Origin of the sequence: Bradyrhizobium sp. HKCCYLS3013, from assembly GCF_051167615.1 — a bacterium.
Taxonomy (GTDB): domain Bacteria; phylum Pseudomonadota; class Alphaproteobacteria; order Rhizobiales; family Xanthobacteraceae; genus Bradyrhizobium.
The window spans coordinates 33,812-57,726 of the sequence record NZ_JBNPTK010000017.1 but is presented as its reverse complement, the minus strand read 5'-3'; the positions used below and the strand labels follow the sequence as shown (position 1 = coordinate 57,726).

General features: G+C 65.5%; 22 protein-coding genes. 8 read left to right on the top strand and 14 right to left on the bottom strand.

Features of this window, described 5'->3' with window-relative positions:
- Positions 1-6: 6 nt before the first annotated feature.
- A complete protein-coding gene (gene coaD / locus ACQR1F_RS25945) occupies positions 7-501 on the bottom strand; it encodes a pantetheine-phosphate adenylyltransferase (protein ID WP_316178610.1) in 495 nt (164 codons plus the stop codon).
- A 292-nt stretch (positions 502-793) separates the two neighbouring features.
- Here coaD and ACQR1F_RS25940 point away from each other — a divergent pair, with 292 nt between their 5' ends.
- A complete protein-coding gene (locus ACQR1F_RS25940; RefSeq protein ID WP_434914103.1) occupies positions 794-1,051 on the top strand; it encodes a hypothetical protein in 258 nt (85 codons plus the stop codon).
- A gap of 43 nt (positions 1,052-1,094) precedes the next feature.
- On the opposite strand, the gene gyrA is transcribed toward ACQR1F_RS25940, so the two are convergent.
- From gyrA to ACQR1F_RS25925, 3 genes are all read right to left on the bottom strand, one after another.
- The gene (gene gyrA / locus ACQR1F_RS25935; protein ID WP_434914102.1) at positions 1,095-3,839 is read right to left on the bottom strand and encodes a DNA gyrase subunit A; all 2,745 of its coding nucleotides are present in this window, start codon (positions 3,837-3,839) and stop codon (positions 1,095-1,097) included.
- Between the two features lie 171 nt (positions 3,840-4,010).
- The gene (locus ACQR1F_RS25930; RefSeq protein WP_434872846.1) at positions 4,011-4,409 is read right to left on the bottom strand and encodes a DUF2306 domain-containing protein; all 399 of its coding nucleotides are present in this window, start codon (positions 4,407-4,409) and stop codon (positions 4,011-4,013) included.
- A 152-nt stretch (positions 4,410-4,561) separates the two neighbouring features.
- On the bottom strand, positions 4,562-5,059 hold the full coding sequence (locus tag ACQR1F_RS25925) for a single-stranded DNA-binding protein (protein WP_315711764.1): 498 nt from the start codon (positions 5,057-5,059) through the stop codon (positions 4,562-4,564).
- Positions 5,060-5,510: 451 nt separating this feature from the next.
- On the opposite strand from ACQR1F_RS25925, the gene ACQR1F_RS25920 reads away from it, so the two are divergent.
- The 6 genes from ACQR1F_RS25920 (at position 5,511) to uvrA (ending at position 13,496) form a co-directional block, all read left to right on the top strand.
- On the top strand, positions 5,511-6,254 hold the full coding sequence (locus ACQR1F_RS25920) for an outer membrane protein (protein WP_315799855.1): 744 nt from the start codon (positions 5,511-5,513) through the stop codon (positions 6,252-6,254).
- 193 nt (positions 6,255-6,447) lie between these two features.
- On the top strand, positions 6,448-7,203 hold the full coding sequence (locus ACQR1F_RS25915) for an outer membrane protein (RefSeq protein ID WP_315799854.1): 756 nt from the start codon (positions 6,448-6,450) through the stop codon (positions 7,201-7,203).
- Positions 7,204-7,487: 284 nt separating this feature from the next.
- The gene (locus tag ACQR1F_RS25910) at positions 7,488-8,273 is read left to right on the top strand and encodes an outer membrane protein (RefSeq protein ID WP_315799853.1); all 786 of its coding nucleotides are present in this window, start codon (positions 7,488-7,490) and stop codon (positions 8,271-8,273) included.
- A gap of 212 nt (positions 8,274-8,485) precedes the next feature.
- Positions 8,486-9,226: an outer membrane protein gene (locus ACQR1F_RS25905; protein ID WP_315799852.1), complete on the top strand. Its 741-nt coding sequence runs from the start codon at positions 8,486-8,488 to the stop codon at positions 9,224-9,226.
- 286 nt (positions 9,227-9,512) lie between these two features.
- Entirely contained in the window at positions 9,513-10,157 is a 645-nt protein-coding gene (locus ACQR1F_RS25900; RefSeq protein WP_315799851.1) for an outer membrane protein, read from the top strand.
- Positions 10,158-10,433: 276 nt separating this feature from the next.
- Positions 10,434-13,496, top strand: a complete 3,063-nt coding sequence (gene uvrA, locus ACQR1F_RS25895; RefSeq protein WP_315799850.1) for an excinuclease ABC subunit UvrA — start codon at positions 10,434-10,436, stop codon at positions 13,494-13,496.
- Positions 13,497-13,653: 157 nt separating this feature from the next.
- On the opposite strand, the gene ACQR1F_RS25890 is transcribed toward uvrA, so the two are convergent.
- The 4 genes from ACQR1F_RS25890 to ACQR1F_RS25875 all read right to left on the bottom strand — a co-directional run bounded on the left by ACQR1F_RS25890 (position 13,654) and on the right by ACQR1F_RS25875 (position 16,096).
- On the bottom strand, positions 13,654-13,950 hold the full coding sequence (locus tag ACQR1F_RS25890) for a hypothetical protein (protein ID WP_434914101.1): 297 nt from the start codon (positions 13,948-13,950) through the stop codon (positions 13,654-13,656).
- Positions 13,951-14,077: 127 nt separating this feature from the next.
- Positions 14,078-14,404, bottom strand: a complete 327-nt coding sequence (locus ACQR1F_RS25885; RefSeq protein WP_434839851.1) for a hypothetical protein — start codon at positions 14,402-14,404, stop codon at positions 14,078-14,080.
- Between the two features lie 223 nt (positions 14,405-14,627).
- Complete coding sequence (locus ACQR1F_RS25880; RefSeq protein ID WP_316215879.1) at positions 14,628-14,942, bottom strand: hypothetical protein; 315 nt, start codon at positions 14,940-14,942, stop codon at positions 14,628-14,630.
- A 161-nt stretch (positions 14,943-15,103) separates the two neighbouring features.
- A complete protein-coding gene (locus tag ACQR1F_RS25875; RefSeq protein WP_315799847.1) occupies positions 15,104-16,096 on the bottom strand; it encodes a lipase family protein in 993 nt (330 codons plus the stop codon).
- Between the two features lie 273 nt (positions 16,097-16,369).
- On the opposite strand from ACQR1F_RS25875, the gene ACQR1F_RS25870 reads away from it, so the two are divergent.
- Positions 16,370-17,014, top strand: a complete 645-nt coding sequence (locus tag ACQR1F_RS25870; RefSeq protein WP_315799846.1) for an HAD hydrolase-like protein — start codon at positions 16,370-16,372, stop codon at positions 17,012-17,014.
- A gap of 174 nt (positions 17,015-17,188) precedes the next feature.
- Here the strand turns inward: ACQR1F_RS25870 and ACQR1F_RS25865 are convergent, their stop codons facing one another.
- The 6 genes from ACQR1F_RS25865 to ACQR1F_RS25840 form a co-directional block, all read right to left on the bottom strand.
- Entirely contained in the window at positions 17,189-18,202 is a 1,014-nt protein-coding gene (locus tag ACQR1F_RS25865; protein WP_434914100.1) for a cytochrome D1 domain-containing protein, read from the bottom strand.
- A 155-nt stretch (positions 18,203-18,357) separates the two neighbouring features.
- Positions 18,358-18,927 (bottom strand): SRPBCC family protein, encoded by a 570-nt coding sequence (locus ACQR1F_RS25860; RefSeq protein ID WP_316215881.1) that lies wholly within the window; start codon positions 18,925-18,927, stop codon positions 18,358-18,360.
- A gap of 103 nt (positions 18,928-19,030) precedes the next feature.
- The gene (locus ACQR1F_RS25855; RefSeq protein ID WP_434914138.1) at positions 19,031-19,711 is read right to left on the bottom strand and encodes a UPF0149 family protein; all 681 of its coding nucleotides are present in this window, start codon (positions 19,709-19,711) and stop codon (positions 19,031-19,033) included.
- Positions 19,712-20,383: 672 nt separating this feature from the next.
- A complete protein-coding gene (locus ACQR1F_RS25850) occupies positions 20,384-21,154 on the bottom strand; it encodes an AAA family ATPase (RefSeq protein ID WP_434914099.1) in 771 nt (256 codons plus the stop codon).
- 75 nt (positions 21,155-21,229) lie between these two features.
- Complete coding sequence (locus tag ACQR1F_RS25845; protein ID WP_434914098.1) at positions 21,230-22,087, bottom strand: PCC domain-containing protein; 858 nt, start codon at positions 22,085-22,087, stop codon at positions 21,230-21,232.
- 6 nt (positions 22,088-22,093) lie between these two features.
- Entirely contained in the window at positions 22,094-23,695 is a 1,602-nt protein-coding gene (locus tag ACQR1F_RS25840) for an acyl-CoA synthetase (RefSeq protein ID WP_434914097.1), read from the bottom strand.
- Between the last annotated feature and the right edge of the window lie 220 nt (positions 23,696-23,915).

Below are 23,915 nucleotides of genomic sequence, written 5' to 3'. Positions count from 1 at the left end.
GAAGGATCACTTGAACTTGGCCTTGAGACTTTCGACCACCGACGGCGGCACGAAATGCGAGATCTCGCCGCCCATGGCGGCGATCTGGCGAACCAGCGTGGCTGCGATCGGACGGACACCCACCGAGGCTGGAACGAACACCGTCTGGACCTGCGGTGCCATGGTCTGGTTCATGCCGGCCAACTGCATCTCGTAGTCGAAATCGGTGCCGTCGCGCAGGCCCCGGATCATCATGATCGCACCGGCCTTTTGCGCGGCCGTGACCGTCAGATTGTCGTAGGTCGAAGCCTCGAAGCTGCAGCCCGCCGCGGCTGCCACGGGGCCGAAGATCTCATGCGCCATCGCCAGCCGCTCCTCGGTCGAGAACAGCGGCTTCTTGCCGTGATGCACGCCGACCGCGACGATCAGGCGGTCGCAGAGGTGGACGGCCTGCCGGACCACATCGAGATGGCCGTTGGTGACGGGATCGAACGAGCCCGGATAGAGCGCAATGCGTTGCATGCGCTCGTCCTATACCGCCCGGAACAGGCCGGCAAGCCGCCGTCAGGCGCGCTGGCGTGGCTGTGATGGGCAAAGAGCGGCCGAGAGACTGCATTGCGATGGAACGAGGTGCGACGCCGGTGGGCCGGAACCGTGGTCGGCTACCGCGATTGTTTCGTCGGAACATCCGACATGAAACACGCTCGCGCCGAGACGAAACCAATTCGCCCGTCCCGCGAAGACGTCTCGAAACCCGATCTGGTTATCAAATCGTTAACGAACACGGGCCGAACGGCCCAGACAGGGGACCGTCATGATCAAAGCGCTATCTGCAGTCGCAGCAGCCGGCTTGGTGGCTGCCGGCATCACCCTCCTGCCCGGCTTCGCTCCCCAGGTCGAAGCCAGCGTGCCGCGTCCGCTGGCCAAGGCGGACCGCCTGGACATCCGCCTGATCGGCCGCGACTGCTCGCAGCAGGCCTGGCCCAACTTCGAGGCGGGCTGCCTGCGCAGCGCCGGAACCCGGGGAACCATCCGCGAGGCCAGGATGGTCTCGGTCGAGCGGACGCAGTGAGGCGAACAGCGAAAGACCTGCGTCGTCCGCTATTCGCTACGCCCTATTCGCCATTCGCCTGGTCAGCGTTCCCGTTGCCGTTCTCGGCCTCCTCGCCGATATGCTCCACCGAAACGACGTGCTCATCATCGGCGGTGTCGAACACGATGACGCCCTGCGTCGAGCGTCCCGCGATGCGGATGCCGTCGACGGGGCAACGGATCAACTGCCCCTTGTCCGTCACCAGCATGATCTGATCGCCATCCTCGACCGGGAATGAGGCGACGAGCTTGCCGTTGCGGTTGTTGACCGACATCGCGACGATGCCTTTGCCGCCGCGGCCGGTGGTGCGGTACTCGTAGGACGAGGTGCGCTTGCCGTAGCCGTTGACCGAGACGGTCAGCACCACCTGCTCCTGCGCCGACATCTCGACATAGCGTTCCTGCGACAGCTGGATCGCGCCAGCGGCCGCCTCCTCGCCCTCGGCCTCGACCGGCTCCTCGGTGGCAGCATCGCCCGACATCGCCCGGCGCATCTTCAAGTACGCCGTACGCTCGTCCGAGGTCGTCTCGACATGGCGCAGGATCGACAGCGAGATCACCTTGTCGCCGCCGGCGAGCGCGATGCCGCGCACGCCCATCGAGGTCCGACCGGTGAAGACGCGCACGTCGGTGACGGGGAAGCGGATGCACTGCCCGCCCGACGCCGTGAGCAGGACGTCGTCGCGCTCGGTGCAGATCTGCACGTTGACGATCTCTTCGCCCTCGTCGAGCTTCATCGCGATGATGCCGGAGCGGCGCACGTCGACGAAATCCGACAGCTTGTTGCGGCGGACGTTGCCGCCGGTGGTCGCGAACATCACGTCGAGATTGGCCCAGGAGGATTCATCCTCCGGCAGCGGCATGATGGTGGTGATGCGCTCGCCCTGCTCCAGCGGCAGGATGTTGATCAGCGCCTTGCCACGCCCGTTGGGCGCCGCGATCGGCAGCCGCCAGACCTTCTCCTTGTAGACCTGGCCGCGCGACGAGAAGAACAGCACCGGCGTGTGCGTGGAGGCCACGAACAGCCGGCTGACGAAATCCTCCTCGCGGGTCTGCATGCCCGAGCGGCCCTTGCCGCCGCGGCGCTGCGCCCGATACGCCGACAGCGGCACGCGCTTGGTGTAGCCGGCATGCGACACGGTCACGACCATGTCCTCGCGCTGGATCAGGTCCTCGTCCTCGACCTCGCCTTCCTGCTCGGCGATCACGGTGCGGCGCGGCGTGCCGAACTCCGCCTTAACAGCGGCGAGCTCGTCCTTGATGATCCCCTGTACCCGCGCCCGCGAGCGCAGGATGTCGAGATAGTCGTTGATCTCGACCTTGAGCTTGTCGAGCTCGTCGGAAATCTCCTCACGGCCGAGCGCGGTCAGGCGCTGCAGGCGCAGGTCGAGAATCGCCTTGGCCTGCTCGAACGACAGCCGGATGGTGCCGTCCTCGGAAAGACGGTGGCGCGGATCGTCGATCAGCGTGATGACGGCCTCGACGTCGCGCGCCGGCCAGTCGCGCGACATCAACGCCTCGCGCGCGGTCGCAGGATCGGGCGACGTCCTGATGACCCGGATGACCTCGTCGATGTTGGCGACGGCCACGGCAAGGCCGACCAGGATATGAGCGCGGTCGCGCGCCTTGTTGAGCAGGAACTTGGTCCTGCGCGTGACGACACGCTCGCGGAACGCGACGAAGATCGTCAGCAGGTCCTTCAACGTCATCGTCTGCGGGCGGCCGCCGTCGAGCGCCAGCATGTTGGCGGCGAAGCTCGTCTGCAGCGGCGTGAACTTGTAGAGCTGGTTGAGCACGACGTCCGGCACGGCGTCGCGCTTCAGCTCGACGACGACGCGGTAGCCGTCGCGGTCGCTTTCGTCGCGCAGGTCGGCGACGCCTTCGATCTTCTTTTCGCGCACCAGTTCGGCGATGCGCTCGACCATCGTCGCCTTGTTCACCTGGTAGGGAATCTCGGAGATGATGATCGCCTCGCGATCCTTGCGGATCGTGTCGATCGTCACCTTGCCGCGCATCATGATCGAGCCGCGGCCCAGATGATAGGCCGAGCGGACGCCGGCGCGGCCGAGGATGATGCCACCGGTCGGGAAATCCGGCCCCGGAATGATGTTGATGAGGTCGTCGATCGTGAGCGCGGGATTGTCGATCAGCGCGATGCAGGCATCGATCACCTCGCCGAGATTGTGCGGCGGGATGTTGGTGGCCATGCCGACCGCGATGCCGCCGGCGCCATTGACCAGCAGGTTCGGATATTTGGCCGGAAGAACCGACGGTTCCTGGTCGGAATTGTCGTAGTTGGCCTGGAAGTCGACGGTGTCCTTGTCGATGTCGTCGAGCAGCGGAATCGCCGACTTGGCGAGCTTCGCTTCGGTGTATCGATAGGCCGCGGGGGGATCGCCGTCGACGGAGCCGAAATTGCCCTGGCCGTCGATCAGCGGCACGCGCATCGAGAAGTCCTGCGCCATGCGCACCATGGCGTCGTAGATCGACTGATCGCCATGCGGATGGTATTTACCGATGACGTCGCCGACCACGCGGGCGGACTTGACATACTTCTTGTCGGGCGTGTGCCCCTGCTCGTACATCGAATACAGGATGCGCCGGTGCACGGGCTTGAGGCCGTCGCGCGCATCGGGCAGCGCTCGCGACACGATCACGCTCATCGCGTAATCGAGGTAGGAGCGTTTCATCTCGTCGAGGATGGAAACGGGACGAATGTCGGAAGGTCCGCCCGGCTCGCCGGGCTTCTCATCTTCTTTATCGGACAAAGGGGATACCGGTCGGTTTTGACACGCGAAAATCGCTTGGAATCATATAGCGCATGGCGCTGCCGCTAGCCACCCCCAAGGGGGTTCGGAGCGCGCTTTTTCTGCTCGCCTTTCCAGGGACTTAACCGGTTGCCGCGGCCGCCCATGGCAGGCTCCGGGAACCCTGTTTGGCTATGGGCCGAAGACCACCTTGTGCATGATCCGTCCAGGCATGAGCGTGAACAGTCCGGCAATCACGAGGGCGCCGGAGAACAGCGTGATCATGGCCCGGCGATGGGGCCCCACCCGATGGCGGTGCGCAGCCCACACCGCAACGGGCAGCACGGCCAGCGTATAGAGCGACAGCAGGTGAATCGGGCTGAAGGGACCGACCAGCCGGATGGTGTGAATCCAGAACGAGCTGGCCGCAACGGCGGCCATGAGAGCGACCCAGATCCAGCCGAGCGTTCGATGCGGCAAGGTCCCTTTCGGGGCTGCGAACTGGACCAGCCCCAGTGCGAACGCCGTCATCGCGGCGACAGCGTGCAGCAGGACGGCGGGCTCGGCGGCGAGCAGCGGTGCGAAGCTCATGCAACACCCCGGTGGTCAGGTTACGCACAGCTCAAGCGAACGAAACGTCAGACGCGCGCGATCGCCTGCAATGCGAGACCCGAGGTGATCGCCCCGGCTCCCGTCCCGACACGGACGGAAGCCACCTTGTATCGACCGAGGACGCAGGCGGCTCAGAACGGAATGTCGTCGTCCATGTCGCTGTTGCGTCCGCCACCGCCGGCCGAAGCAACCGCGCGGCGCGGCGGCGCCATCGACGGACCGCTGCTGCCGAAATCGCCGCCACCCATGTCATCGGAGAAGCTGCCGCCCCCGCCACCACGGCCATCGAGCATCGTCAGGGTCGAGTTGAAGCCCTGCAGGACGACCTCGGTCGAGTACTTCTCGACGCCGCTCTGGTCGGTCCATTTGCGGGTCTGCAGCGCGCCCTCGATGTAAACCTTGGCGCCCTTCTTCAGATACTGCTCGGCGACCTTGCAGAGACCTTCATTGAAGATCACCACACGGTGCCATTCGGTCTTTTCCTTGCGCTCGCCGGTCGCCTTGTCGCGCCACGTTTCCGACGTCGCAATGCTCAGATTGGCGATCGGCCGCCCATCCTGCGTACGCCGGATCTCGGGGTCCTTGCCGAGATTGCCGACCAGAATCACCTTGTTCACACTACCCGCCATCACCACTCTCCCGCGGTTCTCGATCATCGGACCGGCCGTCCACACCGGCCTCACGGCGTCCGGTGGCTAACCCTTCCTCTCGCGGCGGACCCTATACGGTTGCCGCGCGGTCCACCCGCCTCGTCCATTGTTTATCCACATATAGCAGGCGGACGGCCATTGTTCCAGTTTTGTTCGCGCGCCTGTGTCTACAACCGTGCGTCGAGTTCCAAGGAACCCGATGGAACCCAATGGAACCGCGAAAAAGTTCCGTCAATCACGAAAAAGCGATTAACTTTCATCAGCTTACATCGCCCCACTTCCTCCCCGCCTGTGGCTTTTGGGAGACGGTATCCAGGGTTGAATCGCGTATATTTGAGGACGGATTGGGGCCGCAAGCGTGGTCGCACCAACTTCACAGACGTGCGTCTCCGGGGACCATTTTGGAGACGCCCAAAGCGGGAGACTTGGGATGAAAAGAATTTTTCTTGGAGCTGTCAGCTTGATGGTTTTGGGGGCGCTGACGCCGGCGGGAGCCGCCGATCTCGCCGCCCGCCCGTACACGAAGGCCCCGGTGATGGCGCCCGCTCCGCTTCCGACCTGGGCCGGCTTCTATCTCGGTCTGCAGGGCGGTGGCGGCTGGGGCCGCAGCGATGAGACCTTCTTCGGTGCGCCGAATACGGCGATCTTTGCCGGCACGCAGCGTTACGACATCACCGGCGGCTTCGCCGGCGGCGTGATCGGCTACAATTGGCAGGTCGACAACATCGTGTTCGGCCTCGAGGGCGACTATCACTGGGCGGACATCGACGGCCGCTCGGCCGTGATCAACGCCGGCGTCGGTGACACCTACTTCACCAAGCTGCGCGGCTTCGGCGACATCAAGGGCCGGCTCGGCTGGGCCACGGGTCCGGCACTGCTCTTCGTCAGCGGCGGTGCCACGGTCGGCGATCTGCAGCACCGCTACGATGGCGTTCCCGGCAACGTGTTCGTGCAGAACGACTGGCGCTGGGGTTGGACGATCGGCGCCGGTGCCGAGTACATGTTCGCTCCGAACTGGTCGGCCAAGGTCGAGTACAACTATCTCGATTTCGGCAAGAGCTCGATCCAGTACTCCCCGGTCGCGACCAACCGCTCGGAGTGGAGCGACACCGTCCATACCGTCAAGGCCGGCATCTCCTACCACTTCGGTGGTCCGGGCATGTCGCGCTACTGATCGCACGCCAAAAGCGAATATGTCGAAAGGCCGGCCTCGCGCCGGCCTTTTTTTGCGTGCCAGAACCGGTACTTGCCGAGCCGTTGTGTCCTTTGGGTGACGGCTTTTTACGGCGGAAGGGGCTATCAAGGTCCGGCGGGTGGGCGTTGGTGAGAGCGTGCGTGCGGGCGTCGGACTTGGTTTGGGGAATGCGATGAGAAGGCTGTTGCTGGGGGCGACAACTTCGCTGGCGCTGGGGATTGCGCCGGCCATCGCTGCCGATCTGCCCGCGCGCACCTTCACCAAAGCGCCTGCGATGATCGCGACGATCTATGATTGGAGTGGTTTCTATGTCGGCCTGAACGCCGGCGGCGCATCCTCCCGCACCTGCTGGACCAACAAGGTCACTTTTGCCGGCGTCGCTGCGACCAACGCCGAGGGTTGCCACGATGCGACCGGCGCGCTGGCGGGCGGCCAGATCGGCTATCGCTGGCAGGCTGGCGGCTGGGTATTCGGCGTCGAAGGTCAGGGCAACTGGGCCAACCTCAAGGGCAGCAACACCAGCCAGTTCGCCCCGGCCGTGACCAACCAGACCAAGATCAACGGCATCGGCGTGTTCACGGGCCAGGTCGGCTATTCCTGGAACAACGTGCTCTGGTACGTAAAGGGCGGCGCCGCGGTCGCAAGCGAGAAGTACAACGGTCTCGCCACGGCAACGGGCGCGGCTCTCGACCAGTCCAGCGCCACGCGCTGGGGGGCTGCGGTCGGCACCGGTGTCGAGGTCGGCTTCGCCAAGAACTGGTCGGTCGCAGCCGAATACGAGCACCTGTTCATGGGCAACCGCACCCTGGGCTTCTCCGGTGTTCCCGGCGGAGCCGCGGGCCGGACCGATGCGGTCGGCCAGGACGTCGACATGGCGACGGTCCGCGTCAACTATCGCTGGGGCGGTCCCGTCGTCTCCAAGCACTGACCCTCGAGGACAGGCACTCGAAGACTGGCGCGCTCGAAGACTGGCACTCGAGGCCTGACGCGCCAGGCGCTCACCATGCGTGCCCTCGGGACAGCTCCACGATCGGCGCGACGGCCGCGATCTTTACCCGCGCTTAAGCACGTTCGACACATCCCGCCGCACGCCTGCTGCCGATCACGAGTTTAGAAAGCAGTCTCTCCTACAACCAGCCACAGGCCACCTTCGCGTGGGCCCGGATCGGAGGGATCCGGTGCGAGGACAGTTATGGGACTGGGGAGAGACGAATGCAGAAGACGACCTTGATCTTGACCGCTGGAGCCGCGGCGCTGGGACTGGCGCCGGCCTCCGCGGCCGACTTCGCGACGCGCCCTTACAGCAAGGCGCCGCCGCCGGCCTATGTCACGCCGCTGCCGAGCTGGGCCGGGTTCTACCTCGGCGTCAATGGCGGCGCCGACTGGAGCCACAACTGCTGGACGCTCAATCGCGTCGGCGGCGTGCCGGTCGTGCCGGCCCAGTCCGAAGGCTGCCACAATGCCTCGAGCGGACTCATCGGCGGCCAGGTCGGCTATCGCTGGCAGGCGGCGAGCTGGGTGTTCGGCGTCGAGGCCCAGGGCGACTGGACCGACCTGAAGTCGTCGAACGCGAGCACGGCTGCGTTGGCTGCAGGCATCACCAACACCACCAAGACCGATGCGATCGGCCTGTTCACCGGCCAGGTCGGCTATGCCTGGGGCAACGTGCTCTGGTACGTGAAGGGCGGCGCGGCCGTCACCCACAACAAATACACCGGCACGGCGAATGCGGCTGCGCCCTTCCCGGTCGGCACGCTGCTGGATTCCGCCAGCGAGACCCGCTGGGGCGGCACCGTCGGCACCGGCGTCGAGTTCGGCTTCGCGCCGAACTGGTCGGTCGCCGTAGAGTACGACCACCTGTTCATGGGCTCGCGCGACATCAGCTTCCCGGCCACCGCCACCGTGCTGTCGCGCGTCGACACCATTAAGCAGGACATCGACATGGCGACCGTCCGAGTGAACTATCGATTCGGAGCGCCGATGGGCACCCGCTACTGAAAAAAGCCGCCACTCGCACGCATTCGGAAAGGCCGGCCTCCACGCCGGCCTTTTTCGTGTCAACAGCCCGGCAGCGTCGCGGCGTTTTTGTGCTAAATATATGATTTATAACGCTTTTTTGTTTCTGTGGCGGGCGCGTTACAGCGTCTCCGGGATGCCCTGTGTATGACTTGCCCATCGCTTGTCATTCCAACCTCCCGGGGGAGAATTTGATGAAGAAGTTGCTTGTGATCACGACGGCCCTCGCCGGCGTCGCGGCCGCCACGTCCGCGTCGGCGGCCGACATGGCGGCACGGCCCTACACCAAGGCGCCGCCCATGGTCGCGCAGATCCTGAGCTGGTCGGGCCTCTACGCCGGCATCCAGGGCGGCGGCGGCTGGGGCACCAGCAAGGAAACCTTCCTTGGCCGCTTCAATGCGCCGGGCTTCCTGGGCACCCAGAACTACAACACCAATGGCGGCTTCGTCGGCGGCGTGCTCGGCTACAATTGGCAGGTCGACAACGTCGTGTTCGGCCTCGAAGGCGACTATCACTGGGCCGACATCAACGGCCGCTCCGCAGTGGTCAATGCCGGCGTGGGCGACACCTTCTTCACCAAGCTGACCAGCTTCGGCGACATCAAGGGCCGCCTCGGCTACGCCGCAGGTCCCGCTCTGTTCTTCGTGAGCGGCGGTGCCGCCGTGGGCCAACTGCAGCACCGCTACGACGGCGTGCCGGGCAACGTCTTCAGCCAGACCACCACCCGCTGGGGCTACACGGTCGGGGCCGGCGCGGAATACATGTTCGCCCCGAACTGGTCGGCCAAGCTCGAGTACAACTATCTCGACTTCGGCAAGAGCGCGATCCAGTACAGCGCTTTCGCGACCAACCGCTCCGAGTGGAAGGACACCGTCCACACCGTCAAGGTCGGCCTCAGCTACCATTTCGGCGGCCCGGTCATTGCCAAATACTGATACCTGCAACCGACAGGTTCCGAGAAAGGCCGGCGAAAGCCGGCCTTTTTTGTTGCACCGATACCACCGTGCCGGCTCGCCACACACGGAACCAAGCAATTGAGTAACATAGGCTTTCTGGAACTGGGCCGTAAAAACGCGGTTTGGCCGCGAGTGTGTCTTCAGGGTGACGGTAATCCGTACGGAACCGGGCTATAGGAACCTCGTCAACTTGAACGGGTGAGTCTGTTTCGTGCGTAAGCTTATCGGTGCGATGCGGACTTCGAGGAATAAACTGGAGACTGGAATGAAGAAGATCTTGCTCGCGACCGTGGCCCTGGCCGCCCTGGCCGCTCCCGCTGCCGCCGCTGATCTCGCCGCACGCCCGACCTACACCAAGGCCCCGGTTCTCGCGCCGGTGCAGACCTGGACCGGTTTCTACATCGGTGCGATGGGTGGCTACGCCAATGAGGATGCTGACTTTGCGGCCATGAAGGGCGGCTTCGCCGGTGGCACCGTCGGCTACAACTGGCAGCAGGGTGCTGTCGTGTTCGGCCTCGAGGCCGATGCTGCCTGGGCTGACATCAATGCCTCCGTCGGCGCGCTTGGCGTGACCGCCGAATCGAAGATCCGTGACTGGGGCACCGTCCGTGGCCGCATCGGTTACGCCTTCGGCCCGACCCTGCTGTACGCCACCGGCGGTTACGCCTGGGCCGACAACCGCATCTCGCTGACGGCTCCCGGCGTCGCCGTTTCGGACAGCAAGATCCACTCGGGCTGGACCGTCGGCGCAGGCGTCGAGTACATGTTCGCCCCGAACTGGTCGCTGAAGGGCGAGTACCTCTACAAGAGCTTCGGTGGCGAGAGCTACACCTTCACCGGCCTCGGCACGCTCGCGACCGGCACCCTCAACGTGCATTCCGGTCAGGTCGGCATCAACTACCACTTCTAAGAACGTCGCCTCCGGGCCAACGCACACAGCCTCCGCTCTGCCAGAGCGGAGGCTTTTTCTTTGCGGGATCGCGCGCAGGGCCGGACGGAACCGCAGCCTCCTGCCATTCGCTGCCATTCCCTGAGCGCATTGTTGATGATTCGCTGACGGCACTGGAAATCCGGCCACGTTCTTCCTACGTTCCGACCATACCTTTTCCCTCTGGCGTCCGATGGCCGGCTCCCGGCAGAACGCGCCTGCAACGATGGCGCGACTCTGCGCCGTGGGACGATCGCCATGGATGAAGTGCTCAAGGCCAAGCAGCGCGCGCAAGCCAACCAGTCGAGCCTGCGGGCCATCACCATCCGCGGCGCCCGCGAGCACAATCTGAAAAACATCGACGTCGAGATCCCGCGCGACAGGCTGGTGGTGTTCACCGGGCTGTCCGGCTCCGGCAAATCCTCGCTCGCCTTCGACACCATCTATGCCGAGGGCCAGCGCCGCTACGTCGAATCGCTGTCGGCCTATGCACGCCAGTTCCTGGAGATGATGCAGAAGCCGGATGTCGACCAGATCGACGGCCTGTCGCCGGCGATCTCGATCGAGCAGAAGACGACCTCGAAGAATCCGCGCTCGACGGTGGGCACCGTCACCGAGATCTACGACTACATGCGCCTGCTGTGGGCGCGCGTCGGCGTGCCCTACTCGCCGGCCACCGGCCTGCCGATCGAGAGCCAGACCGTGTCGCAGATGGTCGACCGCGTGCTGGCGCTGCCCGAAGGCACCCGCCTCTATCTGCTGGCGCCGGTCGTGCGCGGCCGCAAGGGCGAGTACAAGAAGGAGCTCGCGGAATATCTCAAGAAGGGCTTTCAGCGCGTCAAGATCGACGGCACCTTCCATGAGCTGGCCGAGGCGCCCACGCTCGACAAGAAGTTCCCGCACGACATCGATGTCGTCGTCGACCGTATCGTCGTGCGCCCCGATATCGGCCAGCGCCTGGCGGAGAGCTTCGAGACCGCGCTGAAGCTCGCCGAGGGCTTGGCCGTGATCGAGTTCGCGGATGCAGCCCCTTCCTCGTCATCACCGGGCCGCGCCGAAGGCGCGAGACCCGGTGATCCATCCTCTTCGAAGGAGATGGATGGCCGGGTCAAGCCCGGCCATGACGAGAAGAAGAAGGTGGCCAAGATCCACGACAAGAGCGGGCCCGAGCGCATCCTGTTCTCCGAGAAGTTCGCCTGCCCGGTGTCCGGCTTCACCATCCCCGAGATCGAGCCGCGGCTGTTCTCGTTCAACAACCCCTATGGCGCGTGCCCCGAATGCGGCGGCCTCGGCGTCGAGCAGCACGTCGATGCCGACCTCGTGATCCCCGACAAGGACGTCACGCTGCGCAAGGGCGCGATCGCGCCCTGGGCCAAGTCGTCATCGCCCTACTACCTGCAGACGCTGACCGCGCTCGGCAAGTTCTACAAGTTCACGCTCGACACCAAGTGGAAGGATCTGCCGAAGAAGACGCAGAACGCGCTGCTGCACGGCTCCGGCGACGACGAGATCAAGTTCACCTATGAGGACGGCGTTCGCGCCTACGATACCAAGAAGCCGTTCGAGGGCGTCATCACCAACATCGAGCGCCGCTTCCGCGAGACCGAGAGCGAATGGGCGCGCGAGGAGCTCGGCAAGTACTTCAACGACGTGCCCTGCGCCGGCTGCAAAGGCTTCCGGCTGAAGCCCGAGGCGCTGTGCGTCAAGGTCGGCGGCAAGCACATCGGCGAAATCAGCGATCTCTCCGTCAAGGCTGCCGGCGAATGGTTTGCCGAGGTGCCGAAGGCCCTGAACGCGCAGCAGACCGAGATCGCCACCCGCATCCTCAAGGAGATCCGCGACCGCCTGACCTTCCTGCTCGATGTCGGCTTGAACTACCTGACCCTGGCGCGCTCCTCCGGCACCTTGTCCGGCGGCGAGAGCCAGCGCATCCGCCTGGCCTCGCAGATCGGCTCGGGGCTGACGGGTGTGCTCTACGTGCTGGACGAGCCGTCGATCGGCCTGCACCAGCGCGACAATGCCCGCCTGCTCGACACGCTGAAGCGGCTGCGCGACCTCGGCAACACCGTGATCGTGGTCGAGCATGACGAGGATGCCATTCGCCTCGCCGACTACGTGCTCGACATCGGCCCCGGCGCCGGCACCCATGGCGGCAACATCGTCGCCGAGGGCACGCCGGCCGAGATCATGCGCAATCCGGCGTCGCTGACCGGCAAATATCTCACCGGCGAGCTCGAGGTCGAGGTACCCGAGCGGCGGCCACCGAACCATCGCCGCACCATCAAGGTCGTCAACGCCCGCGGCAACAATCTCAAGAACGTCTCCGCCGAGATTCCGCTCGGCCTGTTCACGGCGATCACCGGCGTGTCCGGCGGCGGCAAGTCGACGCTGCTGATCGACACGCTGTACAAGGCGATCGCGCGCAAGCTCAACGGCGCCAACGAGGCGGCGGCGCCGCACGACCGCATCGAGGGCCTGGAGCACATCGACAAGATCATCGACATCGACCAGTCGCCGATCGGCCGCACCCCGCGCTCCAACCCCGCGACCTATACCGGCGCGTTCACGCCGATCCGCGAATGGTTCGCCGGCCTGCCGGAATCGAAGGCGCGCGGCTACGAGCCCGGCCGGTTCTCCTTCAACGTCAAGGGCGGCCGCTGCGAGGCCTGCCAGGGCGACGGCGTCATCAAGATCGAGATGCACTTTTTGCCGGACGTCTACGTCACCTGCGACGTCTGCAAGGGCAAGCGCTACAACCGCGAGACGCTCGACGTGCTGTTCAAGGGCAAGTCGATCGCCGACGTGCTCGACATGACCGTCGAGGAGGCCGCCGAATTCTTCAAGGCGGTGCCGCGCGTGCGCGACACCTTCGAGACCCTGCGCCGCGTCGGCCTCGACTACATCCATGTCGGCCAGCAGGCCACCACGCTGTCCGGCGGCGAGGCGCAGCGCGTGAAGCTCGCCAAGGAATTGTCAAAGCGCGCCACCGGCCGCACGCTCTACATCCTGGACGAGCCGACCACCGGCCTGCACTTCCACGACGTCAAGAAGCTGCTGGAAGTGCTGCACGAGCTGGTCGCCCAGGGCAACACGGTGGTCGTCATCGAGCACAATCTCGAGGTCATCAAGACCGCCGACTGGGTCATCGACCTCGGCCCCGAGGGCGGCGACGGCGGCGGCGAGATCGTCGCCTGGGGCCCGCCCGAGGACATCGTCAAGGCCCCGCGCAGCTACACCGGGCAATTCCTGAAGCCGGTGCTGGAGAAGTCGGCCAAGCCGAAGAAGCGCAGCCGCGGCGCCGCGAGCGAGGCGGCGGAGTAGTTCCGTCGCGCCGTCATTGCGAGCGAAGCGAAGCAATCCAGAGCCGGGCGCGAGACTCTGGATCGCTTCGTCGCTCCGCTCCTCGCGATGACGGTCGGGACGACGGGCTCGTGCGCCATGCGAGAGGTCGCTGCTTGCACGGACCCTAGATCGTACATCAGTTCGATTGAACGAACGACTCCGACGCGTAGCAATCGAAGCACAGGAAGACGTAGATCATCCCGCAATCCGCGATACATATCTCGTCATTGATCGAATCGAGTTGACCGTAGAACGTCATCTTGACCCGGCAGGTCTTGCAGGTCGGCCATTCATCACCCTGGATGAAATCGGGGCTTCCACCGAGCCGGTGCCTGCGTCCGATCGGCTTTGGCGCCAATTTGAAAGGTGGCATTTCGCGCGCGACGTCATCCAACGGTTCAGGGACGAGCTGAAACGGCGGAATGACTTTCATGCGCGGGTCCGCTGGACTTCGAGGTTACAAGGCTTACCCAGCCTATCGTCTCCCCCCTGTAACGCAACGACAAAGCCCGCCGCTCAGCCAAGCGCGACGGGCTTCATCGTTGCTCTACCAACTCAACTCACCAGCGATAATACCCGCTGCGCGTGCCGTTGTTGTTGCCGCTTGGGCCGACATCGCCCTGGGTCGAGCTCGGGGTCGGATGGTTGGTGCCGTTGTAGCCGGCGCCCCAGCCCGGGCCGTCATACAGGCCCGGCGCGACCGCGACGTAGCCTTCCTCATAGACCGGACCCGGCGCCCAGGCGAAGGAATCGCGGTAGGCGTAGGTGCTGGTGACCTGGCCGCCATAGCCGTAGCCACCCGGGCCGTACTCGCCGGCTGAAGCGGCGGCGGTGCCGGCAACCAGCGTGACCGCGGTCAAGGCCGCCAAACCAAACATGCGCGTCATGAACTTGCTCCTTCGTTCCTAATTATCGCGGAGCAAACAACGTAAGGACCCTGCCGGTTCCGCGGCAGGTCACGACAATGCTGCGACACAACGCTTCGCTCACATTGCCGCGATTGAATAATCCAACGCGGCTGTCTCTCGGTAGCTCCTTGCGGAAGACAAGCCCGCCGCTCGTGTCCGGGCGGCGGGCTTGTCGACTGGACGCTGACTTATCTGACAGCGATTACCACTGACGATAGACGCCGGTCAGCGTGCCGTTGTTGTTGCCGGACGGACCGACATCGCCCTGGGTCGAGCCCGGGGTCGGATGGTTGGTGCCATTGTAGCCGCCGCCCCAGGCCACTGGGCCGGCCACCGGACCGGGCGCGTAGGCCGGCGCCGGCGCTGCGCCATACACCGGCTCGGAATCGGTGGTCTGCGCCGGCGGCACCCAGGCCATGGAGTCGCCGAAACGGGCATAGCCCTGCGCGGACGCTGCGGCGGTGCCGATCACCAGCGTGGCTCCGGCCAGCGCGGCCATCTTGATCGTGCGTTGCATGTCTCTCTCCTTGCTTCTGTGCGGGGTCAACCACCGCACCGCGCAAGGCGTTCCTGCAGCGCACACTCACAAAAATCGTGATGAAAGGTTGATTGGCCGCCGCACCGAGCCCCCTTGCAGGACTGAGCGAACCCAGCCCCGCAAAAGCTCCCCTGCGACGCTCAGGCCGCGACGGCGACCGCCCGCGGCCGCGCCACGCCGGTCTTGGTCACTCCCGGCAGGGGCGGCGCCTTCGTGCCGGTCGCATGCGGGAAATACTGCAGCTGCATGGAATGCATGTAGCCGGCTTCCGCGGTCCAGGAGTCGTTCGCCTCGACGATCGGCGTGATCGTGAACAGGTCCGGATTGCTCGGCGCAATCGCGGTATAGGTCGGGATCGATGCGCTGAGCCACTCGAGCGGTTTGTAGATCGAGTAGTAGTTGGTGTCCTTCAGGACAGGCGCCGGCGGCGGATAGGTGCCGAGAATCCCGTTCAGGTTGGCCCAGCCCATCGGCACGATGTCGTTGCTGTTGACCGCCGCGTAATAGGTGTAGCTCTTCGCGAAGGTCGCCGCGAATCCCGCGTTCCACATCGTCGGAGCCGCGAAGGTGTGCGGCCACAGCGTGAACTTCAGCGACGAGTTCAGCTTCGGCAGCTGATCCTGCAGCCATGCCGTCGCCGCCACGGCGAGCGCGCCGCCGAGGCTGTGCCCGGTCACCATCAGTTGCAGGTTCTGCTTGGCCGCGAGGCCGCGCAGATAGTCCAGCAGCGACAGGTCCGTCGTGGGATCGGTGAGCGCGATGACCAGCGCCAGCGCGTCGTTGATTCCGGCGCTGATCTGGAGCGGCGCGCCGGCCTGCTGCGGATACAGCCACGGCACCTGGAAAACCGCGTCGGCATCGGCGAGCACGTTCTCGAAGGCGCCGGCGACCGAGCCGTCGACATCGGTGCCGCGGAACGCCAGCGCATAGCTGCCGTCGCTGCCTTGCGCGACATAGGCGAGCACGCCGTTGTTGACCGCCGGGCCCCAGACGAGCGACCACGGACCGTTCGCCGCGCCCGACGGGACGGACTTCAGCATCGTCACGAAATCGCTCGGCTGAACCGCATCGAGCGCATCGTCGATATAGGCGAAGTAGGACAGATAGGCTGCAGCAACCTTGTTGAGGGCCATGTGAAATCTCTCTGGCTTGAATGATGAAAACAATTTCGATCAAATCGGGCAGGCAGACCCTGATCCGCCGGCGCACCGCGATCATAGACCGCGTCATCTCCAGGTGCACATCACAACATGTTCAACCCCTGATCATCGAACGTCGCCATGGCGCTGCGAGACGCAATGGTCGCGTCTCATTGCGCCCCGCCCCTCCCATTGCTATGGCGCAGGGCTGTCGCAGCACGACACGCCTCGACGATCATCAGCCCCTCGCCACGCTCACCCCGCGCGATGCCATATTCTCTCGTCATCTTCGATCTCGACGGCACCCTCGCCGACAGCTTCCCGTGGTTTCGGGTCCACGTGAATGCGGTCGCCGCGCGCTTCGGCTTTCGCCAGGTGAAGGACGAGGACATCGACGGGCTGCGCCATGCCTCGACCCGCGAGATCCTCGATTTCCTTCAGGTGCCGCGCTGGAAGCTGCCCTTCATCGCGCGCCACGTGCGCCGCCTGAAGACGGCGCATGCCGCAAGCATTCCGCTGTTTGCAGGCGTCGACATCATGCTCGACACGCTTGCCGCGAACGGCACGACGCTCGCATTGGTCTCGTCGGACAGCGAGGCCAACGCGCGGCAGAAGCTCGGATTGCGCGCCGGTCTGTTCGCCGATTTCGATTGCTCGGCCTCGGTGTTCGGCAAGGCACGCAAGTTCCGCCGCGTGCTGAAGCGGCTGCGCGTCGACCCGGCCCGGGCCATCGCGATCGGCGACGAGACCCGCGACATCGAGGCGGCGCGCGCCGCCGGCATTGCCTTCGGCGCGGTGACATGGGGCTATGCCGCGGAGCAGGCGCTGCGCGACCAGCGACCGGAGATGCTGTTCACGCGGGTGGAGGAGATCGTGGAGCGGCTGGTCGTGCATGCCGGACGAGATCCGTAGCCTGCATCGGCGCCGGGATGCAGGGACAATGACGAACCTCGATACCTGCCCGCGTCTTTGCGAGCGCCTCGTCAAAGCCCGGATGAGCGCAGCGACATCCGGGGTCATCGCCGGCGTCGCAGAAGAACCCGGATATCGCTGCGCTCATCCGGGCTACAGTCCGTGCCCAGCGCCTCACCGCCGCAGGAACGCGCCGAAGGCGCGCGGACCGTCGCCGACCTTGATCTCTCCCGTGACCTTCAGCGCGGCCACGTCGATGACGCTCAGGATGTTGCTCTCCCAATTGGCGACGATGACGCGCTGGCCGTCGGCGGTCGCCTCGATGCCCTCCGGATAGTCGCCGACACTGATGCGCTTGAGCGGCTGCAGGCTCGCCAGGTCGAACACGCTGACCGTGCCGTCATACTGGTCGGTGGCGAAGCCCCTGCCCTGCGCCAGCGCCACCGCATAGGGCCGCAAGCCGGTCTTGACCCGGCCGATCTCGCGGCGCCCGGCGAGGTCGATCACCGAGACGTCGTTGGAGGCGACATTTGCCGTGTAGGCGCGCTTGCCCTCGGCGTCGATGGTCACACCGAACGGCCGCGCGCCGACCTTGATGGTCGCGAGCCGCTGGCGCGTCGCCGTGTCGATCACCGAGACCATGTCGTCGTCGCGGTCGGCGGAGAGCAGCAGCTTGCCGTCGGGGGTCACCGCAAGCCCCGAAGGCGAGGCGCCGACCGTGATGCTGCCGCTCACGCTACGGGTCTTCGCATCGATCACGCGGATCGCGGCGCTGTACCAGTCGGCGACGTAGACCGTCGAACCGTCCGGCGTCACCGCTATGCCGAGCGGCCCGCCACCGACCTCGATGCGGCCGACGACTTTTCGCTCGGCAGCATCGACGACGCTGACGGTCTTGTCGTCCGGACTCGCGATATAGGCGAAGCGGCCGTCGGCGGCGACGGCAACTCCGGCCGGCTTGCCGCCGATCGGAATCGTCGCCACCGGCTTCGAGGTCGCGAGATCGACGATCGTCAGATCGTCGCTGAGCTGATTGGTGACGAAGGCTTCCTCGGCGTGAGCTGCGGTGCCAAGGGCGAGTACAACTGCGAACAGAAGGGCTCGGCCAAAATGAGAGAGAGGACTGGTGGCAGAGTAGCGGACTCGGTGCTTACCTCTCCCCGCTTGCGGGGAGAGGTCGGATTGCATCGCCAGATGCAATCCGGGTGAGGGGGTACAGGTCTCTCCACGAGCACTTCCCGTGCGTCTGCCCCTCACCCCAACCCTCTCCCCGTAAGAACGGGGAGAGGGAGCGCAGTGCCGGCTGGGCGACATCATCGATCCCTAACTACCAATCCGCCCCTTCAGCTACCGCCCTCCACCTTCTTCTTCAGGCCCTCGAGCCCGCCCTTGTAGAGCCCGCTGACCGCGTTGACCGCGGCCTCGTCGTTCAGCTCCGGCGGCGGGTCGTTGTTGGGGAAGCCGCGGTAGAACGCGCCGGTCCATTCGACCACGCTGCCCTTGCCGTCAGCGCTCGGCGTCACCGCGATGGTCGACGAGTAGTTCGTCACCGGCAGCACCTTCACGTCGACGGCGGTGATGCGATACGAATAGCTCATCTTCTCGGCGTCGTATTTGTAGAGCTCCTCGTCGACGGTCGCGCCGCCCTTCAGGGTCAGCTTGCGCGTTGCGCCGATCTCGTTGCCCTTGTCGCCCGCGGTCTTGTCGACGATGCCGAGCCAGCTCATGTCCTGGAAGTTGCCGATCACGGCCCACACCTTGGCGGGCGCGGCGTTGATCTCCACGTGCTCCTGCACCTTGCGCCGGGTGGGCCCATGCGCTTCCGCCATCGTCAGGGTCGTGATTGTCAGGGCCGTCGTCGCGATCGCGAGCGCCGTCCTTGCGGTCAGCGCCTTGCCGAACACCATCCTCATCTCGTTTCCTCGGTCACTTTCATTGGTCCGCATCCGGCGCGGACAGGCCTATCTTTGCACCGCACTGGATTGTTGCAACAAAAAAGACCGTGTCGTGGCCGCCTCAATTCGCGCCGCAGCAGCGCTTGTATTTCTTGCCGGAACCGCAAGGACAGGGGTCGTTGCGGCCGGGCTTGCCGAACGAGGCGAACGGATTGGGCTGCCGGGCAAAGTTGGTCGACCTGGGCACCGGCGGCCCGCTCTGCCGGTATTGATACAGCGTCAGCACCGCCTCGCGGATATCAGCCGGCGCCTCGCGGTCGAGCTTGGCGTTCTCGGCACGATCGTCGTCGAGCGCCAGCTCGATCGCCACCATCAGACGCAGCGCCGCCTCGCCCACCTCCCCGTCGACCTGCCGATAGGCCTTGAACCTTTCATGGCGAAGGTCCACGGCCGCCGCAAAACCGTCGATCCACAGCTCCCAGACGACGTCGCCGTTGAAGGCGTCGATGGGAAAACGCGGCTGGTACTGCTCCGGATGCCGCGCGAGCGTCAGCGCGATCTCCCGGTGATAGTCCATGACCAGCCCGAGCACCTCATTGGCATGGTCGATGCTGGTGAAGACGGAGCGATGCCCCTTGCCGAGCCCGAAGGCTGCCGCGAACCATTCGCCGGGAGGAATCGGCTCAGGGAGCACGAGCAGGCCGGCGATGAAGCCGTCGAGCTCCTCCAGCACCATGGCGCGATCATCCAGGGCCAGCAGCGCCCGTTCGAGCTTGTCGTGGCGACCGATCTGCTCCGGCATGCAGCCCCCTCTTCCTTCGCTCCCGTCACGTTCCGAGTCGGCCGACGGGCACGCCGCGCACACGGCCGAGCCACGACGTGGCCGTTTTGACACCAAAACAGCCATGCGCGCAAAACCTAAATTTCCGCGGGGGATCAGCGGCATCAGCCTTGTCCAGTCCTGCGCGAAAAATATTCTTCTTTCGTTTTTACGGAATTTCTGTTTTCCTGCATGCGTCCCGTCCTCACGAGAGGGGCGCTTCGCGGTCGTCACGGGCGTGGAGGGCGGGATGCGATGGACGTCACGGGCCCGGTGCTGATGCGCAAGACGACGGGTCGCGGGACGGACGGCGAAATCGTGTGGTCCTGACCTCCCGACGCTGAGGTCAAATGGGTGTCGATGCCTTTCAGGGCGTCGCGCCGATGACGGTGGCCAGAAAGCCCGGTGCACCGAGGAGAGCGCGTATAAGTCGTAAACCGTCGCGCAGGGAAGGCCGGTTGCTCGGCCAATCCTGTGGTTCCTGCCGCCTGCATTTTTTTCGCAGGCGGGCCATGGGTGCGGCCTGCACCCGGCCTTCCCTGCGCCCTCTCACCTGGGAGGGCGGCATGAATGTCAAAGCTCGGGTGCCGGGGCATCGCGAGATCGGTGTCACATGGTCAGTCACGGCGAGCAATCCAGAGCCGTCCGGAGCCGTCACTCCGCAAACACGCCCTGTACGAACCGGTCCGGATCATTGCAGAACTCACGCATGGCCTTGAAATGATCAGTGTCCTGCACGCGGACGGGCTCCAACCCGTATTTGGTCAACCGCAGCAGAGTCGCGCCCGGATAGGCCATCAGCACCGGCGAATGCGTCGCCATCAGGACCTGGCAATGGCCGGAGTCGTCCATCCGCCGCATCAGCTTCAGGAACTCGATCTGGCGCGCCGGCGACAGCGCCGATTCCGGCTCGTCGAAGATGTAGATGCCCTGGCGCTGGCAGCGCTCCTCGAAGAAGCGCAGGAAGCCCTCGCCATGGGAGTGGGACAGGAAGTCCGGCGGCGGCCCGCCGAGCGGATCGTCCAGTGCGGCCTGGTCGAGATAGCGCGCCACCGAAAAGAAACTCTCGGCGCGGAAGAACCAGCCTTGCGTGATCTTGGGCAGCCAGCTTGCGCGCAAGGCAGCACTCAGCGCGCCCCCCATACGTTCGATCGCACGCCCGTGGTCGACCGGCATGTAACCCTTGCCGCCGCCCGCCTCGTCATAGCCGGCCAGCGCGGCGATGCCTTCGAGCAGGGTCGATTTGCCGGTGCCGTTCTCGCCGACGATGATCGTGATCGCACTCGTGAAGCTGAGCTCGAACTCGTCCTGCAGGAACGGCAGGCAGAACGGATAGGCGGCGCGATCGGCGATCTTGGCAGGATCGAGCCACAGCCGCTTCAGATACGGTGCCGGCAGCCTGATCTCGCGTTGCTTCCTCGCCATGACGCCTTCACGACCTCGGTGACATCACCGGCAATCTCGCACATCGCGGCCGCATCGGCCACCGCCGCACCGACGCTACGCCAAGACCTCCAGCACCAGCTCCATCGTCATCAGCACCGGATTGTCGCCGCGGACGAGGCGGCCCTGCGCGCGTGCACCGGTGTAGTCGACCAGCGCGACCTCAACAGTGGCTTCAAGGCCGTCGTCGCCGGGCGCGATCGTGCCGGCGGTGATCGTCAGCTCCGTCGCGAACGGCTCGACGACGCCGCCGTCCTCGAAGCGCGCCCCGATGGTCGAGCCCACGCCGCCGTGGACGCGGGCCTCGCTGATCCCCTGCGCGCGGCAGAATGCCTCGAGGCAGCCGGCGACATCCTGGTTCGGCCGCAGCCGCAGCGCGAAGGCGCGGCGATCCGTCATGGCGCCGCTTGGCGCGGCCGCGACCGGCCCGAACAGCTTGAAGCCGGTCTCGACGTCCGGCTCTGCCGTGAAGATCGCACCATCGAGCCCGAAAGCGTCGACCTCGAACGGCTCGGCGACGATGGTCTCCTCCGGCAGGATATGCCCTCCCCCGGCGCGGCCGCCCTGTTCCGTCCACAGCGCGTGGCAATGGAAGAACGGCGCCCCGTCGCGCACGCCGAGCGTCATCGTCGCGGTCGACAGGCGCGTCACACCGGCGGGCCGATAGGTCTCGCTGTAGAATGCGGCATGATCCGCCGTCTTCGACAGCGCCGGCATGACATAGGCGAACGGGCCGAGCGCACCGCCTTTGATGTCAAGCACGCCGCCGGCAAAGCCCTGGGCCGCCAAGCCGCGGCGCGCAGCTTCGAGCAGCGGCAGGCCCTGCTCCAGCTTGAACGAAAAAGCGCGGCCGCGCGCCGCGACCCACTGGATGCGGTCGGCGACGGGCGTACCGGGCTGGATGATGGATCGCATTGCGCCTCAGCCCTGCCTGGTGAGATCGAGCAGGCCGCGCGCCTCGAGCTCGTCGCGCACCAGACGCTTCGGAATCTTGCCATAGCCCGATTTGGGCAACGCGTCCCAGAAGAAGAACCGCTTCGGCATCTTGTAGCGCGGCAGCTTGGTCGCGAGATAGCCGGCGATCGCGCTTTCGCTCGGCGCGACGGCACCTTCGCGCGCGACGCAGACGGCGACCCCGACCTCGCCCCAGACCGGATCGGGCACGCCGAGCACGGCGACCTCGCCGATATCGGGATGCGTCAGGATCTTTTCCTCGACCTCGCGCGGATAGATGTTGGAGCCGCCGGAGATGTACATGTCCGACGCGCGGCCGGTGATGTAGACGAAGCCGTGTTCGTCCATGTGGCCCAGATCGCCGGTGCGGAACCAGCCGTCGCGAAACGCCTTCGCATTGGCCTCCGGATTGTCGTAGTAGCCCGCGAACACCGCCGGACCGATGACGCAGATCTCGCCGGTCTCGCCCGGCTTCAGCTCACGCCCCTGATCGTCCTGGATCGAGACCTGCATGCCCGTGCGCTCATAGCCGCAGGTGCCGATCCGCACTTCCGGTCCATCCTCTTCCTCATGCGCCGCGGCCGGCAACACCGTGATGTTGCCGGTGACCTCGCCGAGGCCGAAATACTGAACGATCACCTTGCCGAGCCGCGCCAGCGCGCGCTTCTGGTCCTCGCGATACATCGGCGCGCCGGCATAGATCACATGGCGCAGCGAGGAGTGATCGAACTGGTCGACTGCGGGATGCTCGACCATCATCTTCAGGATGGTCGGGACCGTGAACAGGTTGCTGACGCGATGCCTCTGGATCAGACGGAAGGCCTCGGTGATGTCGAACTTCTCGCTCGGCAGCAGCACGGTCCTGGCACCGCGCGCGCTCTGCATCAGCTGGTGCACGCCGGCGCCGTGCGACAGCGGCGCCACGACGAGAGACGCGTCGTGCTCGGTTGTATCAGGCGTCAGATCCGCGAGATGATTGGTGATGACGAACGCCATCTGGCCATGCGTCAGCACCGCCGCCTTGGAGCGGCCGGTCGTGCCGGAGGTGAAGAAGAACCAGCAGGGATCGTCATGCTCGACGGCCGCGTTCGCGACGTGCGCGCCGACATGCGCCTTCATGGCGTCGGCCACGATCCCCGTGCCGAAGCTGCCGCCTTCACCGATGCGCCACGTGAAGTCAGCGGTCGTCACTGCGGCGGCATGATCCGGAAAGTCGCCGTGGCAGAGAAACGCCTTCGCGCCCGAGGCGGTCGCGAGGTAGGCGACCTCGTCCGGCATCAGTCGGAAATTGGTGGGCACCCAGACCGCGCCGAGCCGGAACGCGGCGAACATCGAGACGAACATCTCCTCGCAGTTCTTGGAGTGCACCAGAATGCGATCGCCCTTGGCGATCCCCTGCTCGGCCAGCGCCGCCGCGAGCGCCGAAACCATCGCGTCGATTTCGCGCCAGGTCCACGACCTCTCGCCCCAGACGAAGCCGACGCGGTCGCCGAGCCGGCGGCCGTTTTGCGTGACGATATGCGCGAGGTTCATCACGCGGCGGGACATCCGCAGGGGTGCCGGTGTCATCGACAACCTCTCGCGCCGCTGCAACTGACGAACAGACCCATGGAAGCGTCCCCTCATCGATCCTTCAGGCGATCTCAGCCGCCCGATACCTTCGGGCCTGTTTATCCCGGTCCTGCTCGCCCTCGCAAGGCCGGCCTCCCCATCGCACCCATGCGGTGGCGTGTTTCGAACGGATGCAGATGCCGCGCGACAAATCGTGGCCGGCCGCGCATTTCTTCGT